Annotated in this window: 13 protein-coding genes; 9 read left to right on the top strand and 4 right to left on the bottom strand. The window is 71.1% G+C overall.

All coding sequences use genetic code 11. From position 1 onward, the window contains the following. Positions 1–4 precede the first annotated feature (4 nt). Positions 5–883, top strand: coding sequence for a hydroxymethylglutaryl-CoA lyase (locus ACMCNO_RS00710; protein WP_412747491.1), 879 nt, complete (start codon positions 5–7; stop codon positions 881–883). Between the two features lie 29 nt (positions 884–912). Here ACMCNO_RS00710 and ACMCNO_RS00705 read toward each other — a convergent pair whose 3' ends face one another. Continuing rightward, entirely contained in the window at positions 913–1,905 is a 993-nt protein-coding gene (locus ACMCNO_RS00705) for a hypothetical protein (protein WP_412747490.1), read from the bottom strand. Positions 1,906–2,054: 149 nt separating this feature from the next. On the opposite strand from ACMCNO_RS00705, the gene ACMCNO_RS00700 reads away from it, so the two are divergent. The 3 genes from ACMCNO_RS00700 (at position 2,055) to ACMCNO_RS00690 (ending at position 7,605) form a co-directional block, all read left to right on the top strand. Continuing rightward, entirely contained in the window at positions 2,055–3,584 is a 1,530-nt protein-coding gene (locus tag ACMCNO_RS00700; protein ID WP_412747489.1) for an acyl-CoA carboxylase subunit beta, read from the top strand. A gap of 53 nt (positions 3,585–3,637) precedes the next feature. After that, positions 3,638–4,795 carry an acyl-CoA dehydrogenase family protein gene (locus tag ACMCNO_RS00695; RefSeq protein WP_412747488.1) on the top strand — a complete coding sequence of 386 codons (1,158 nt, stop codon included), beginning with the start codon at positions 3,638–3,640 and terminating at the stop codon, positions 4,793–4,795. A 95-nt stretch (positions 4,796–4,890) separates the two neighbouring features. Next, entirely contained in the window at positions 4,891–7,605 is a 2,715-nt protein-coding gene (locus tag ACMCNO_RS00690; RefSeq protein WP_412747487.1) for an ATP-binding protein, read from the top strand. A gap of 89 nt (positions 7,606–7,694) precedes the next feature. Here ACMCNO_RS00690 and ACMCNO_RS00685 read toward each other — a convergent pair whose 3' ends face one another. Further along, positions 7,695–8,198 (bottom strand): MarR family winged helix-turn-helix transcriptional regulator, encoded by a 504-nt coding sequence (locus ACMCNO_RS00685; RefSeq protein ID WP_412747486.1) that lies wholly within the window; start codon positions 8,196–8,198, stop codon positions 7,695–7,697. A 129-nt stretch (positions 8,199–8,327) separates the two neighbouring features. Here ACMCNO_RS00685 and ACMCNO_RS00680 point away from each other — a divergent pair, with 129 nt between their 5' ends. Continuing rightward, positions 8,328–8,906: a YceI family protein gene (locus ACMCNO_RS00680; protein ID WP_412747485.1), complete on the top strand. Its 579-nt coding sequence runs from the start codon at positions 8,328–8,330 to the stop codon at positions 8,904–8,906. Between the two features lie 217 nt (positions 8,907–9,123). Beyond that, positions 9,124–10,599: a glutamate--cysteine ligase gene (locus ACMCNO_RS00675; RefSeq protein WP_412747484.1), complete on the top strand. Its 1,476-nt coding sequence runs from the start codon at positions 9,124–9,126 to the stop codon at positions 10,597–10,599. 110 nt (positions 10,600–10,709) lie between these two features. Here the strand turns inward: ACMCNO_RS00675 and ACMCNO_RS00670 are convergent, their stop codons facing one another. Continuing rightward, complete coding sequence (locus ACMCNO_RS00670) at positions 10,710–12,401, bottom strand: Hansenula MRAKII killer toxin-resistant protein 1 (protein ID WP_412747483.1); 1,692 nt, start codon at positions 12,399–12,401, stop codon at positions 10,710–10,712. A gap of 152 nt (positions 12,402–12,553) precedes the next feature. On the opposite strand from ACMCNO_RS00670, the gene ACMCNO_RS00665 reads away from it, so the two are divergent. Further along, positions 12,554–13,672 (top strand): PASTA domain-containing protein, encoded by a 1,119-nt coding sequence (locus tag ACMCNO_RS00665; protein WP_412747482.1) that lies wholly within the window; start codon positions 12,554–12,556, stop codon positions 13,670–13,672. Positions 13,673–13,707: 35 nt separating this feature from the next. Here the strand turns inward: ACMCNO_RS00665 and ACMCNO_RS00660 are convergent, their stop codons facing one another. Then, entirely contained in the window at positions 13,708–14,007 is a 300-nt protein-coding gene (locus tag ACMCNO_RS00660) for a hypothetical protein (protein ID WP_130509817.1), read from the bottom strand. Between the two features lie 492 nt (positions 14,008–14,499). Between ACMCNO_RS00660 and ACMCNO_RS00655 the strand changes: the two genes are divergently transcribed. Next, positions 14,500–15,381 (top strand): helix-turn-helix domain-containing protein, encoded by an 882-nt coding sequence (locus ACMCNO_RS00655; protein WP_412747481.1) that lies wholly within the window; start codon positions 14,500–14,502, stop codon positions 15,379–15,381. Next, positions 15,351–15,569, top strand: coding sequence for a DUF397 domain-containing protein (locus tag ACMCNO_RS00650; protein WP_412753568.1), 219 nt, complete (start codon positions 15,351–15,353; stop codon positions 15,567–15,569). The genes ACMCNO_RS00655 and ACMCNO_RS00650 overlap by 31 nt, the downstream gene beginning before the upstream one ends. Positions 15,570–15,712: the final 143 nt, after the last annotated feature.

Below are 15,712 nucleotides of genomic sequence, written 5' to 3'. Positions count from 1 at the left end.
CCCCATGACCACGGTTTCGATCCGCGAGGTGGCCCCGCGCGACGGGCTGCAGAACGAGGCGCCGATCCCCACCGACGCGAAGGTGCGGCTGATCGACGCGCTGTCCGGCACGGGCGTGCGCCGGATCGAGGCGGTCTCGTTCGTGCATCCGAAGGCCATCCCGCAGATGGCCGACGCGGACGAGGTGTGGGCGCGCGCCTGGCACAACCCGGACGTGCGCTACTCGGCGCTGATCCCGAACACCCGGGGTGCGCAGCGGGCCATCGCCGCCGGGTTCACCGAGATCGAGGTCGTGGTCTCGGCCAGCGACACCCACAACCGGAAGAACCTCAACCGCTCGACCGAGGAGTCCCTGGACGACATCGGCGCGCTGATCCCGCTGGTGCACGACGCCGGGGCGACGCTCGAAGTGATCGTCGCGACCAGCTTCGGGTGCCCGTTCGAGGGTGACATCGACCCGAAGCGGGTGGCTTCGATCGTCGAGCGGGTCCGCGCGGACGGCGCGGACCGCATCGCGTTCGGCGACACCACCGGCATGGGGACCCCGCGCCGGGTCCGCGACCTGCTGTCCGAGGTACGCCCGGACCTGCTGCACTTCCACAACACCCGGGGTACGGGGCTGGCGAACATCCTGACCGCCCTGGAGCTGGGGGTGACGGAGTTCGACGCCAGCGTGGGCGGCATCGGCGGCTGCCCGTACGCGCCGGGGGCGTCGGGGAACGTGGCCACCGAGGAGGTCGTGCACATGCTGCACGACATGGGCATCGACACCGGCATCGACCTGGACAACCTCATCACGGTCGCGGAACTGGCCGAGGACCTGCTCGGCAAGACCCTGCCGTCGGGTGTGCTGCGGGCGGGGCCGCGTACCCGTCTGGTCTGACGTTTGGGCGCTACTTGCCGAACATGCCGTCAGTGCTCCTGCTTCCGCTTCAGTTGATCCTTGTCGCGTTGTTTCGCCAGGTCGGCCTTCCATTTGGCCAACAGATCCTGCCGTTCTTCGTGGAGATTCTCGACCTCGGCGATCGGGAACTTTCCGACGATCCAGCAATGGTCAAGAAATTCCAGACCGTTAGCCTTTGCCCAGTCGTCGTCCATGCCTATGAAAGTGCCGGCGATTTCGTCCTCGCTGCGGGCGGAGGCGCGGAAAGGTTCACCGCGCCAGCTGAAGTACCAGGTCGTGCTGTACCACGCCTCGAGATCCAAGGGATCGATCGGAATCCCGTATCCACCGAGCTTCTCGTCGTATACGGCACCGTCCGGGTCTGGACCGTCCGGACGCAGTCGGATGAGGAAGTACTTCCGCTGCAACCCGATCCCGCTGCTGCCTCGCATCCGGTACTCCCGGCCGTGCCAGACTGCCCGGGTACTGCCGTCCTGCATTTTTTCGAGCCCGCTCACGCTCCTCGTCCAGTTCAGCTTGTCGCGTTTCCGCTTCTGCCGAGTCTTCCATTTGGCCAGCAGATCCTCACGCTCCTCGTGAAGGTCCTCGACCTCGCTGAGTGGGATCGCCCCCTGCGCCATGCCCCGTTCCATGACTGTCAGCCCGTTGGCGGCCGCCCAGGTCTCCGTACCGAAGAACCGGCCGTCGATCAGGTCGCCCCTGCGGCTGAGCGCGGAGAACTGCTCACCACGCCACGTGAAGTACCAGGCCCGCCGGTACCACGCATCCAGGTCCTCTAGATCGATGGGGGTGCCGTACCCGCCCAGTTCCTCGTCGTAAATGAGGCCCTCCGGGTCGCGTCCACCCGGATGCAACGCGACGAGGAAGCTCCGCACCCGTCCGACACCGCCGCAGCTGACCACTCGGAAGTCTTTTCCGCGCCAGACCGCGACCGCGTCGTTCGGGAAGCTGACGCGCTCACCGTCCACCCGGTCGTCAGGATCGAACTTCTCCTCGCGCATGACGTGTCGTTCCTCCCCCGTGAAGAGCCCCAGAACCTAGATCACCCGCAGGTGACCTGCAACCGGGGGTCGACCGGGGTTGCCTTGGACGTCACACGCAGAATGCGCTAGCCTAACGATCGTTCAGGTGCGGCTCGGAAGGGGATGACGTGGCCATCGACGGTGAGGCCCTGGCTCAGGTACGCAAGCGGGTGGCGGCCGGCGGCGCCGAGCGCTACCACGCGGCAAATGCGGCCAAGGGCAAGCTGTTCGCCCGCGAACGCATCGCCCTGCTCGTCGACGAGGGCTCCTTCGTCGAGGACGGTATGTACGCCAACGCGCTCGCCGACGGCCTGCCCGCCGACGGCGTGATCACCGGCAACGCCCGCATCGACGGGCGCGAGGTGTGCGTGATGGCCAACGACTCGACCGTGAAGGCCGGGTCCTGGGGCGCCCGCACGGTCGAGAAGATCATCCGGATCATCGAGCGGGCGTACGCGACCGGCGTGCCCATGGTCTACCTGGTCGACTCGGCCGGGGCCCGGATCACCGACCAGGTCGACCTGTTCCCGGGCCGCCGCGGCGCGGGCAAGATCTTCCACAACCAGGTCAAGGCGTCCGGCTCGATCCCGCAGGTGTGCGCGCTGTTCGGCCCGTCCGCGGCCGGCGGGGCGTACATCCCGGCGTTCTGTGACGTGGTGGCGATGGTCGAGGGCAACGCCAGCATGTACCTGGGCTCCGACCGGATGGTCGAGATGGTCACGGGCGAGAAGACGACCCTCGAGGCGATGGGCGGCGCCCGGGTGCACTGCGCCGAGTCCGGCGTCGGCCACTTCCTGTGCAAGACCGAGCAGGACGCGCTCGACGTGGTGCGGCGCTACCTGTCGTACCTGCCGGCCAACTGGGAGCAGCAGCCGCCCGCCGCCGAGGCGGGAGAACCGGCAAATGTGGATCTTGCAGCGCTGGTGCCCGCCAGCGAGCGGCAGGCGTTCGACATGCGCCGCTACATCAAGGGCCTGGTCGACGAGGGCTCGTTCCTGGAGATCCAGGCGCTGTGGGCCAAGGAGCTCACGGTCGGCTTCGCCCGGCTGAACGGCGAGGTCATCGGCATCGTCGGCAACAACTCGATGTTCAAGGGCGGGGTGCTGTTCGTCGACTCGGCGGACAAGGCGACCCGGTTCGTGCAGCTGTGCGACGCGTTCAACGTGCCGCTGCTGTTCCTCACGGACGTACCCGGGTTCATGGTCGGCACCGCGGTCGAGAAGCAGGGGATCATCCGGCACGGGGCGAAGATGATCAGCGCGATCTCGGAGGCGACCGTACCCAAGATCTGTGTCGTGGTCCGCAAGGCCTACGGCGCCGGGCTCTACGCGATGGCCGGACCCGGCTTCGAGCCGGACGCCACGATCGCGCTGCCCACCGCGAAGATCGCCGTGATGGGCGCCGAGGCGGCCGTCAACGCGGTGTTCGCCAACAAGATCGCGGCGATCGCGGACGAGGACGAGCGCGCCGCGTTCGTCGCCGAGCGCCGCGCCGAGTACGAACGCGACATCGACATCATGCGCCTGGCCAGCGAGCTGGTTATCGACGCGATCGTCGAGCCCGCCGAGCTGCGCGCCGAACTGATCCGCCGGTACCACGCCGCCCGCGGCAAGGACCGCACCTTCTCCCGGCGCCGCCACGCCGTCACCCCGGTCTGAGCAGCGTCACCACTCTCCCAGAGGTCACCCCTCCTCCAGAGAAAGGCAACGTCATGGTCGACTTCCGGCTCAGCGAGGAGCAGGAGGCACTGCGCGCCAGCGTGCAGGAGTTCGCCCGCGAGCAGGTCGCTCCGGTGATCGCGGAGCACTACGAGCACAAGACCTTCCCGTATGAGCTGATCCGGCAGATGGGCAAGATGGGCCTGTTCGGCCTGCCGTTCCCGGAGGAGCACGGCGGCATGGGTGGTGACTACTTCGCCCTGTGCCTGGCCCTGGAGGAACTGGCCAGGGTCGACTCCAGCGTCGCGATCACCCTGGAGGCGGCGGTCTCGCTGGGCGCCATGCCGATCTTCCGATTCGGTACGGCCGAGCAGAAGGCCCGCTGGCTGCCGCAGCTGACCAGCGGCGAGAACCTGGCCGCGTTCGGGCTGACCGAGCCCGGCTCCGGTTCCGACGCCGCCGCCATCGCCACCCGCGCCGTGCTCGACGAGAAGACGAACGAGTGGGTCATCAACGGCTCGAAGGCGTTCATCACGAACTCCGGCACGGACATCACCGCCCTGGTCACCGTGATGGCGGCGACCGGCACCCGGCCGGACGGCAGCAAGGAGCTGTCCACGATCATCGTGCCGTCGGGCACCCCGGGCTTCACGGTCGCGCCGGGCTACTCGAAGGTCGGCTGGTGCGCGTCCGACACCCACGAGCTGTCCTTCGACGACGTGCGGGTGCCCGCGGAGAATCTGCTCGGCCAGCGCGGCCGGGGCTTCGCCCAGTTCCTGCGGATCCTCGACGAGGGCCGGATCGCCATCGCGGCGCTGTCGGTGGGTCTGGCGCAGGGCTGCGTGGACGAGTCGGTCGCATACGCCAAGCAGCGGCACGCGTTCGGCCAGCCGATCGGCAACTACCAGGCCGTCCAGTTCCTGATCGCCGACATGGAGCTGCGGGCGCACACCGCCCGGGTCGGCTACTACGACGCCGCGTCCCGGATGCTGGCCGGTGAGGACTTCAAGCGGTATGCCGCGGTCGCCAAGCTGCACGCCAGCAACGCCGCGATGGACAACGCCCGGTACGCCACCCAGGTGCACGGCGGATACGGCTTCATGAACGAGTCCGCGGTGGGCCGGTTCTACCGCGACGCCAAGATTCTGGAGGTCGGCGAGGGCACCTCCGAGGTGCAGCGCATGATCATCTCGCGTGATCTCGGTCTGTGAGGGCATGTAGGGGATCCGACCGTGGCGCGGTCCGATCCCCGACATGCGGCCGTCCCGGGTCCCCTCGGATAGACGCGGGTGCCTAGGTTCATGGCATGACCTCCGAGCACGGCACCGGCGAGCCGGGTGCGCGATTCGGTGCCGTGCTGCGCAGCCACCGGAAACGGATCGGTCTCACCCAGGCGGAGCTGGCGGCCCGCGCGGCCATCGGCGTGCGTACCGTGCGGGATCTGGAACGTGGCCGGGCCGCGCGCCCGCAGCGCACCACGGCGGTGCTGCTGGCCGACGCGCTCGGGCTGGCCGGTGCGGACCGGGCGGAGTTCCTCGGCGCGGCCCGGGGGCAGACACCCCCGGTGCCACCCGCGGTGGCCCCGGCGGGCGACCAACCCGACCCGGTGCCGGTCGTCCGGCTGCCTCCGGCGGGCGAGCTGATCGGCCGCGACGCGGACGTCGACGAGCTGGTCGACGAGCTGGCCCGCCCGGCGTTCGACGGCATCACCATCGACGGGAACGCCCGGCCGGTCCCGGGGCGCCCCGGCGGGATCACGCTGGTCGGCCTGGCCGGGGTGGGCAAGTCCGTGCTCGCGCTCGCGGTGGCGCACCGGATCGCCGCCGCCCACCCCGCCGGGGTCGCGGGCATCGTCGTGACGGACGGCTCCACGGCCGGGGAGATCCTCGGCGGAGTGGCCGCCGTGTTCGGGGTGGGCCGGCCCGACGATCTGCCCGCGCAGCTGGCGGGCCGGTCCGCGGTGCTGCTCGTCGACGCGGTCGAGCGGTCCCCCGACGCGGTCGCCGAGGCGCTGTCCCGGCTGCGCGAACGCGTGCCCCAGCTGCGGTTCCTCGCCACCGGGCGGCATCCCGTCGGCCTGCCCGACGAACGGGTCCGGCCGGTGGCGCCGCTGGTCGCCCCACCGGCCGAGGCGGGGGCGGTGGCCGGCGAGGCGGCTGCTTCACCGGCGGTCGCGCTGTTCCTGGACCGGCTCGCCCGCGTCAGCCGGACCCCGGCGGGTCCCGACGAGGTCGCGGCCGTGGTGACCCTGGTCCGGCGGCTCGGCGGCCTGCCGCTGGCGATCGAGCTGGCCGCTGCCCGGGGCCGGGTACTGACCGTCGCCGAGATCCTCGACCGGTACGGCGACCGCGTCCTGGACCTGTCCCGCGCCGCCGCCTCCCCGCCCGAGACCGTGGTGTCGCTGCGCGACGCGGTGGACGCCAGCTACCGCCTGCTCGACCCCGCCGAACGGGACGCGCTGCGCCGCCTGGCCATGTTCCGGCACCGCTGGTCGCTTCGGCTGGCGGAGCAGATGCTGGCGGACGGCCCGACCGCCGGCACGGATGTGGTGCACCTGCTGGACCGGCTGCTGGGGCTCGGCCTGCTCAGCGTGCGGGGGACCCGATCGTCGCGGTTCCGCCTGCTGGACGTGGTGCGCGACTTCGGCACGGAACGGGCCGCGGCGAGGGGCGAGCTGAGCGGGTTCCGGCGCCGCCACGCGGCCGTCCTGGCCGATCTGGCGCAGCAGGTGGCGCCGGAGCTGGTCGGCGGGGATCTCGCCGCGGCGGCGGCCCGCCTCGACGACGTGGCGGGGGACCTCGGTGCCGCGCTGACGTTCGCGGCCGGGGAGGACCCGCACACCGCGCTGCGCATCGCGTCGGCGCTGCCGCGCTGGTGGCGGTTCCGGTCCCGGGAGGTGACCGGCCGGCAGTGGCTGCGCCGCCTGCTCGACGACCCGCGTACCGCCGACGCTGATCCCGCGGTGCGGGCGTGGGCCCACGCGGGCCTGGCCCAGCTGGCCCCCGAGCACGGCGCCGGGCCGCAGGAGCGGGACGCGGCCCGGGCCGCGCTGGCGGGCTTCGAGCGGCTCGGCGACCCGGCGGGGCAGGTGACCGCGCATCTGCTGCTGGCCGTACCGAACCCGGGCGCGGGCGGGTACGCGCCGGCCCGCGGGCACGCCGAGGCCGCGCTGGCGCTGGCCGGCAACCACGCCCGGCTGCGCGACATGGCGGTCGCTCAGCACCATCTGAGCTGGCACGAGATCCGGGTCGGTGACCTGGCGGCGGCGCGCCGCCGGCTGGCCGAGGTGGAGCGGCTGGCCCGCCGGTGCGGCGAGTACCGGCTGCGCGCGGTGGCGCTGGCGGCGCTCGCCGAGGTGGCCCGTCTGGACGGCCGGACCGAGGACGCGGAACGCCTCGGCCGCCGGGCGGTCGACGAGCTGGACACCGTGGGCCTGGCCGCTCCCAATCACCGGCGCCGGGTGCTGGCGACCATCGGCCTGGCCCTGGTGCGGGCGGGCCGGGTCGTGGAGGCGGTCGCGGTGCGCGACGAGTGGGACTCGGGGCCGGGCCGGTGTGGCGCACTCCCCGGGGCGGACCTGCCGGGCAGCGGGTTTCCGGGCGCGCAGCCGCCGAGCGCGGAGTTCTCCGCGGCGCTGCTGGACGGTGCCATCGCGGCCGCTCGCGGCGAGAGCGAACGGGCGGCCGCCTGCTTCGCCCGGGCGGCCGACACCCACGCGCCGGGCGGTGACCCGCGGGACCTGGTTGCGGCCCTGGTCGGGCTGGTCTGCTGCGCACCCGAACCGGAGGCGCGGCACAGCGCGCTCGCCCGGCTGGTGGAGCTGTGCCGCGCGACGGGAATCACCCTGCTGCCCTGGGAGCGCGCGTTTCTACATGCGGCCGTGTCCCCGCCGCGGGGGACGACCGGCGCTGATCAGCCCCCCGACGCGCCGGTCGCCACTCCCGTGCTGGCAGGCGGCGAGAACGATGACTCCCCCGTCGGACCCGTCTCCGCCTCGGTCGCGCCGCCTCCCCCCGGCTGATCACCCTAGCCGCGGGTGATCAGTGATTTGGCCGGGATGAAGTGGTTTGGACCACGCCGTCCGCCGGGTTCTGCCGGTAGTTCAGCCGGTTACTGACGGGGAGCGGTGATCGCCTCGATGTCGGCGCCGGTGCTCCCGGCGGTCGCGCACGGGTTCACCGCGTCCCGGACGATCCGCAGCGTTTCGAGCATCTGGTCGAGCTGCTTCGGCTCGAGCTGCCCGATGAACCACTGCTGCACCAGTTCGAGGTGACCGGGCAGCACCTCGTCGAGGCGTTCCAGCCCGGGCTCGGTGATCACCGCATACGAGCTGCGGCGGTCGCTGGGGCAGGCTTCCCGGCGGACCAGGCCGTCGCGGTCCATGCGGTCGACCACGCGGGTGACCCCACTGGTGGACAACGAGGTCTGCCCGGCGAGATCGGTCATCCGCAGGCGCTGACCGGGTGAGCGGGCGAGGCGCATGAGCACCTCGAACTCGACCGGGGAGAGGTGGTGCTGCTCGAACTGGGCGGCGAATCGGGTGGTCAGGCCCGTGTACGCCTCGGCGAAGAGGCCGACGGCCGTGAACCGGGGGTCATCGAGGTTGGTACGCACCCATCCAGCGTAACACCGGGCACTTGACAGACGGAATATTGCGGAGCGTATAGTTGCTACGTCAAACAACTTCATCCATCGAGGCGCCGGGCAGTTGGCCCGGCACCCGCTCCGAGAGGAAATACCGCCATGACCGAGTCCGTCGCCAGCACCCGCGAGTTCCAGGGCCTGCAGATCCCGGCCGCCGGGACGTACGAGCTGGACGCGGCGCACAAGCGCGTCGGCTTCGTGGTGCGCCATCTCATGGTCAGCAAGGTGCGGGGCGAATTCGCCTCCGCGAGCGCCACCGTCACCATCGCGGAGGACCCGTTGCAGTCCTCGGTCGTCGCCACCATCCAGACCGCCAGCGTCAGCACCGGCCAGGAGGATCGCGACAACCACCTGCGCACGGGCGACTTCTTCGAGGCCGAGAAGTACCCGACGATGGAATACCGCAGCACCGGCATCAAGTCGTTCGAGGGCAACGAGTTCGTCCTCGACGGCGAGCTGACCATCAAGGGGATCACCCGGTCGGTCCCGCTGACCGTGGAATTCGAGGGCGTCGGGCGTAGCCCGTACGGATTCGATGTCTTCGGTTTCAGCGCCACCACCGAGATCGACCGCGAGGACTGGGGCCTGACCTACAACATGGCGCTGGAAACCGGCGGCGTCATGATCGGCAAGAAGATCAAGATCGAGATCGAGGGTGAGGCCATCCGCCAGGCCTGACATCCGCTGACAGCAGCGGCGCCGCTCCAGTGGGGGGAGCGGCGCCGTTTGCGTATTCCGCGGCACAACTAGCGGGTGGCCCGGCAGGGATGGCAAGGTGAACCGAACGCGTGCGTTCGCTCACAGAGTGGTGATCGAAGACCGCTTTTGTCCCTGTCGTGGAAGTCGGCAACCACCTACCGTGAGAAACTCACGACGCACCGTGCCGGGAGGGCAGATGGGCAAGGACCTCTCCGACGCAGCCTTCTCCAAGGAGGATCGTGCCCGGTATCGGCAGAAAGTCCGCCGGTGCCTCGACGTGCTCGCACTCATGCTCGACGCCGCCGCATTCGAGGGCGAGAACCGGATGACCGGCCTCGAAATCGAACTCAACCTCATGGACGCCGACGCGGAACCGGCGATGCGCAACGCCGAAATCCTCGCGAACCTCGGCGACCCCGCGTTCCAGACCGAACTCGGCCAGTTCAACCTGGAACTCAACGCCCGGCCGCGGCTGATCTGCGGCGACGGATTCGCCGAGTACGAACACGCCATCCTGGAGAGTCTCGGCCGCGCCGAGGACCGCGCGGAGAAGTCCGACAGCACCATCGTCCTCGTCGGCATCCTCCCCACCCTCGGGCCCGAACACCTCGTCGAGGGCAACCTGTCCGCCAACGAGCGCTACCGGGCCCTCAACGACCAGATCGCCGGAGCCCGGGGCGAACAGTTCGCGGTCGACATCCGGGGCACCGAGCGGTTGCAGGCCGCGAACGACTCCATCGCGCCCGAGGCGGCGTGCACCAGCGTGCAGTTCCACATGCAGGTGCCGCCGGACCGGTTCGCCTCGTACTGGAACGCGTCCCAGGCGGTGGCCGCGATCCAGGTCGCGGTCGGGGCCAATTCGCCCTATCTGTACGGTCGGCGCCTCTGGGCGGAGACCAGGATCGCCCTGTTCCAGCAGGCCACCGACACCCGGCCCGAGGAACTCAAGGCCCAGGGGGTACGTCCGCGGGTCTGGTTCGGCGAGCGGTGGATCACCTCGGTGTTCGACCTGTTCGAGGAGAACGTCCGCTACTTCCCGCCGCTGCTGCCGGTGCTCGACGACGAGGACCCGGTGGTGGTCCTGCACGACGGCGACGTACCCCAGCTCGGCGAGCTGCGCCTGCACAACGGCACCGTCTACCGCTGGAACCGTCCCGTCTACGACGTCATGAACGGCCGCCCGCACCTGCGCGTCGAGAACCGCGTGCTGCCATCCGGGCCGACCGTGGCCGACATGATGGCCAACGCCGCGTTCTACTTCGGGCTGGCCCGCCAGCTCGCCGAGGAGGAACGCCCGATCTGGACCCAGCTGCCGTTCGCCGCGGCGGAGGACAACTTCCATGTGGCGGCCCGGCGGGGGATCGAGGCGACGGTGCACTGGCCGCGCCTCGGCGACGTCGCGGTCACCGATCTCGTGCTCGACGAGCTGCTGCCCAAGGCGGGCGCCGGACTGGACAAGTTCGGCGTCGCCCCGGCGCACCGGGACCGGCTGCTGGCGATCATCGAGGGCCGCTGCCGTACCGGTCGCAATGGCGCGATCTGGCAGACCGAGACGGTACGGGTGGCCGAGCAGCGCGGGCTGGATCGCGGCGCGGCGTTGCACGAGATGCTGCTGCGCTACATCGAGCTACAGCACACCAACGATCCGGTGCACACCTGGCCTGTCGCATGATCACTGTCCACTGTGGCCTCCGCGTGCGCCCAGGGGGTGACGTCACCGGTCAGACAGTCGCCACACCTCAGGCTTCGGGGTCGTCCGGTCCTGGCCGTGCCGGTGGCTGATCAGGCGTCGGAGTCGTCCTGGCCGGAGCGGCGGCCGAGCCGGCGCAGCAGGCCACGCTTCGGCTCGGCAGCGGGATCGTCCGGGTTGATGTCGGCCACGGGTGGTTCCGCCGGGGGCGGCGCGACCGTGGACCGCGACTCCGGGGCGTCCTTCCGCGACCCCGCGGGGCCCGCCTGGGAACCTCCGGACGATGTCGCGGCGCGGCCCACCGCCTTGGCGCCCTGCGGCCGATCCGGCACCGGCGTGGGGCGCGGTTCGGGCCGGGGTGCGGTCGGCGGTGGTGCCGTTGGCGGCGGGGTGGCCGGCGGCGGCGCGGTCGGCAATGAGGTCACCGGGACGGGCGAGGTGCCTCGGCCGGACACCGCTGACGGCGCCGCCTGGCCCGGACCCGCGGGGCTGGGACTCGCCTGACCAGCCTGGCCGGGGGACTTGCGCGGTGGCTTGCCCGGCGCTGCCTTACCGGACCCCGCCTTGGCGGGAGCGGCCTTGCCCGCTCCCGTCCTGCGCACGGCGGCCCCGCCCGGCGCGCCTTTCGCGGGCGTGTCCCTCGAGGTGTCGGCGGAGGTCGCGTCGCCTGGCTCGTCCCGGGCCGCCGCGGCCCTGCCCCGTGCTGACTTCGCCGGCGCGGTCCCACCCTCGCGGGCAGTGGTGGCGGTGTCCGCGGCACCGGCGCCGCGGGTGGTTTCCGGCTTCCGCTCAGCGGCGTCGCGTTGCCCCGGCACCTCGCGTTCCTGCGGGCTGCTGCCCGACGCGGACCGCCGGACCCACCTGCCGGTGGGTGCCGTGTCCTCGGCCGATACCGCCTGGCCCGGCACGGTGACGCCGCGCCCGGCGAGCGCCTGCGCCGTGGCCCGCCGCTCCGCGAGCGCCACGGTCGCCGCGGACCCGGCGAGGCCGAAGACCACCGCGTACGGGGCGATGAGGTAGGCCGACTCCATGGAACCCAGGGACCCGGTCAGCTGCGGCGCCAGGGCGAGGAACGCGGTCGCCACCAGCAGCGGTCCCACCGCACCGGACGTGGCGGCCCCGACGCCCCGGTCACCACGGCGGACGGCTCCGACGGCGCCGATCACCCCGAGGACGGCGGCGGCCAGCAACGTGAGCAGCGCGCTGGGCAGGGCGATGATGCCGTACTGGGTGCCGGGGGCCGCGAACTGCCAGCTGTTGAGGTAGGTGGCCGACGGCCGGTGCAGGGTCAACTCCGCGATGACCGCGGCGGCGGCGAGAATCCACAGCCACGTAGCGGTGGCGACGAGGTTGGCTGCGGCGGGACGCGACACCACGGCCCAGTACGCGACGACAAGTCCGAGCACCACGCCGAGCAACGCGTATCCGGCGGCGACGGTCTGCGGCGCGAACGTGTCCGGACGTACCGCGGCCCGGGCGGGCAACGCGATGAGCGCAACGGTGAGCAGCGCCCCGAGAGCGGCGGCGCCCGCCAGCGCGAGGCGCCACGGCCCGCCGGTACGCGTCGGCATCCGGCCCGCGAGGACGGCACCGAACACGGTGGCGCTGGCCGCGATCCAGGTCGCCCAGCCGAGACTGCCCAGCCAGACGCTGTCTTCCACGCCCGCGGTGGTCGGCCACTCGACCACGCCCAGGCCGTACCCGAGGCCCAGCTGAGCGGCGCCGGTCCCCGCGGCGATCCCGGCCGCTGCACCGGCCTGCACTGTCCTGCCCCTCTCGGCCATGCCGGGCACTGTAGCGGCAGGTGACGATGCCTGCGAATCGGTCGCGGTCCGCCGCAGCAAGGTCACGCTGCGGCTTTGTCCGCGGATACCGCGCGGCGCGGCCGGGACGGGTTACGTTGAGCCCGGCAGGGTGCGAGGGAGAGGATCCGGCGATGTCCGACGAGCAGGGGCGGCGCCGCGAACCGGACGGCGAGGCGTCCGAACCGGACGAGACGCGCCCGTCCGGCCCCGTCCCGGCCACCGGAAACCAGCCGGACGACGGCCCCCGATCGGGCGATGCCGCGGGACCGGAGCACACGGATCGGACCGCCGCCGAGCAGGCGGGCCCGGAGCCGACAGCATCGACCACCGGTCCGGTCGGAGGCGACGAGTCGTCGGCGCCCGGCCCGCCCGCGGGCGGCGATGCCACCGCGGTCATGCCGACACCGGTCGGCGCCGACCCGACGACGGTGCTGCCGGGCGCGCCCGCGGACGATGCCACCGCGATAGTGCCGCCCCCGGCCACGGACGACGCGACGACGGTGTTGGACTCGGCGGCAGGCGACGCGACCGCGGTGCTGAGGCCGGCGGGCGACGACGCGACGGCGGTGGTGCCGGGCGCGCGGGGCGACGATGCGACCGCGGTGCTGCCCGGTGCCGTCGGCTCCGAGCCGGGCTGGGGGGCGGCGTGGGCGGGACGGGCCGAGGTGCGTCCGCCGCGACCGAGCGCCGCCATGGGCGACACCCGGGAAGAGTGGGCGGTCCCGGCCGACCGGGAGCCGCGTGGCCGCTGGTGGCTGCCGGTCCTGGTGGGCCTCGTCGTGGTGGCGTTGCTGGCGCTGCTCGGCTGGGGTGTCTTCCAGATCCTGCGGGCGCTGAACCACGACGAGGAGGCGCCCGCACCCGTGGTGACCTCGTCCGCGGGGGCGCCCCCGTCGACGGCGCCGTCCTCGGAACCGTCGCCGCCGTCGTCGCCCCCGTCCACGGCCGCCACCACGAGTCTGCCGCCGACGACGGAGCCGACCGGGCCGACCGAGGTGACCGTTCCGGCCCTCAAGGGACTTTCCGTGCAGGATGCGCGGCAGGCACTTGAGCGTACGGGCCTGGCATACCGGGTACGGTTCGTGCGCAGTGAAGCGCCGCCCGGCACGGTCATCGACAGTGATCCGGCCGAGGGTCAGCAGGTGCCGCCGGACACCACGGTCACGCTCATCGTCTCTGCTCCGCCCTCGCCGTCCGCCGAGCCGTCGTCGACTCCGACGGGCACCTCCGGCCAGCCCGACCAGGACTGACCACGGCGGCCTCGATCAGGGGTGCCGGTGTCGGTTCAGCGGTTGGTGCGCAGCGCTCGGGCGGGGACCGCACCTGAGGTCAGGCCGGGCTGGCGGCCGTTGCGGGCGCGCGGGTCGGGCGCCTTGCCGACCTGGCGCAGCCCGTTGGCCTGGACGAAGATCGACCGGCGTTCGACCGCGTCACCGGCGGAGTTGAGCTCGTATCCGTCGAGCCAGACCCATCCTTCGTAGGTCGGCCAGTCGTGAACCCTGATCACCCGGAACAGCATCGGCGCGGAGAATTGGACGCTCGCGGCCTTCGTCACATGGATGACATCACCGGACCGAGGAAGCACGTCAGCTCCTGTTCTGATCTCGTCTCGGGGTGAACGCTTGGCTGCACAGTGGACGCAGATGCTCCAGTGTGCCCAGGTCATGCTCATTTGCAACCATCCGATGATGCCAATCATCATGGCGGTTACGGAAACGTCGCCTCCGCCGGTCGGGCCGAAGTCGCGGGCGGTCCGGGAACGGCTTCCCGGCAGGTCCACCCGGGACCAACGCTCGACCGGCGCCCCGCGAAACGGCGTCACTGCTGCGTGCGGTGCGTCGGCCCGGCCGCGTCGCCGAGGCATATCGCCTGGAACATTAGGTGACGCGCGGCCTACAGAAAGATTGCACTACCGATCCGATCGATGCAAGTTGCATGTCAGCCGTCCGTGACTATTTGATCACGCAACACGCTTGAAGGATCAAGAGATCAACAGACAGACTGGCATCGACGCCGCCGTCGGGGGGAAATCGTGCCGATCCCCCGTAGATGTGGCGCAGTTTCCCGGAGGTTCAGTGTGATCCAGCGCCGCAGTCCCACGATCCGTCGCCGTCGGCTCGGAGCTGAGCTTCGCAAATACCGCGAATCAGCCGGCGTGACCATCGACGTGGTGGCGGATCGGCTCGGCTGTTCACCGTCCAAAGTGTCTCGGATTGAAACGGGGCACACGAGTGCCACCCCTCGTGATGTCAAGGACATGTTGGACATTTACGGTGTCGACGGGGCTGCATCAGAGGAATTGGTGCAAATTGCCCGTGAGGCCCGGCAAAAGGGCTGGTGGCATCCGTACAGCACCGTGCTGGTGGGGGCGTATGTCGGACTTGAGGCGGCGGCCTCGACCGTGCGTGCGTATGAGCAGCAGGTGATTCCCGGCCTGCTGCAAAGCGAGGAGTACGCGGCGGCGATGATCCAAGCTGCTCGATCGAGTGACACACAGATGGAAATCGACCGCAGAGTCCACGTCCGCATGGCCCGGCAATCGTTATTGATCCAGGACGATCCGATCGATCTTTGGGTGGTGCTGGATGAAGCCGTACTGAGTCGTCCGGTCGGCGGCGACGAGGTGATGCGGGATCAGCTCGTGCGCCTGGTCGAGGCGGCGAAGTTGCCGAACGTGACCCTGCAGGTGCTGCCGTTCGCGGCGGGGGCGCACGCCGGCATGGACGGGACCTTCGCGATCCTCGACTTCCCCGACGAACAGGACCCCGCCGTCGTGTATGCGGAGAACGCGACCGGCGGGTTGTTTCTGGAGAAGAGCGACGAACTGCAGAAGTACGGCTCTATCTTCGACACCATCCGAGCGACCGCCCTCACCCCCGAGGCGTCCACGGAGATGATCGAAATGCTGGTAGAGGAGCCATTGTGGAAATTGAGACCAAGGGTTTCCGGATCGATCTGAGCCGCGCACAGTGGTTCAAGAGCAGCCGTAGTGGACCGAATTGCGACAACTGCGTCGAGGTCGCCTTCGTCGACGAGGCGATCGCGGTGCGCGACTCCAAGAATCCGCAGGGCCCCGCCCTGATCTTCACGGTCGCCGAGTGGGATGCATTTGTCGGCGGGGCTAAGGACGGCGAGTTCGACCTCTGAGTCGTCATCTCGGCACCGGGCGGCCGGCTTGCCCGGGACAGCGCTCCCGGGCAAGCCAGCCGCTGGCGAATGCGGAGGTTCGTCCGGTTTTCCGCACCCGCGTCGCCGTCGCCCCATCGCACCCCGCCTCGTTGAACGCTCGA

The sequence above is a fragment of the Krasilnikovia sp. M28-CT-15 genome, from assembly GCF_047159595.1.
Taxonomy (GTDB): Bacteria; Actinomycetota; Actinomycetes; order Mycobacteriales; family Micromonosporaceae; genus Actinoplanes.
This window is presented reverse-complemented; position numbering and strand designations above follow the sequence as displayed.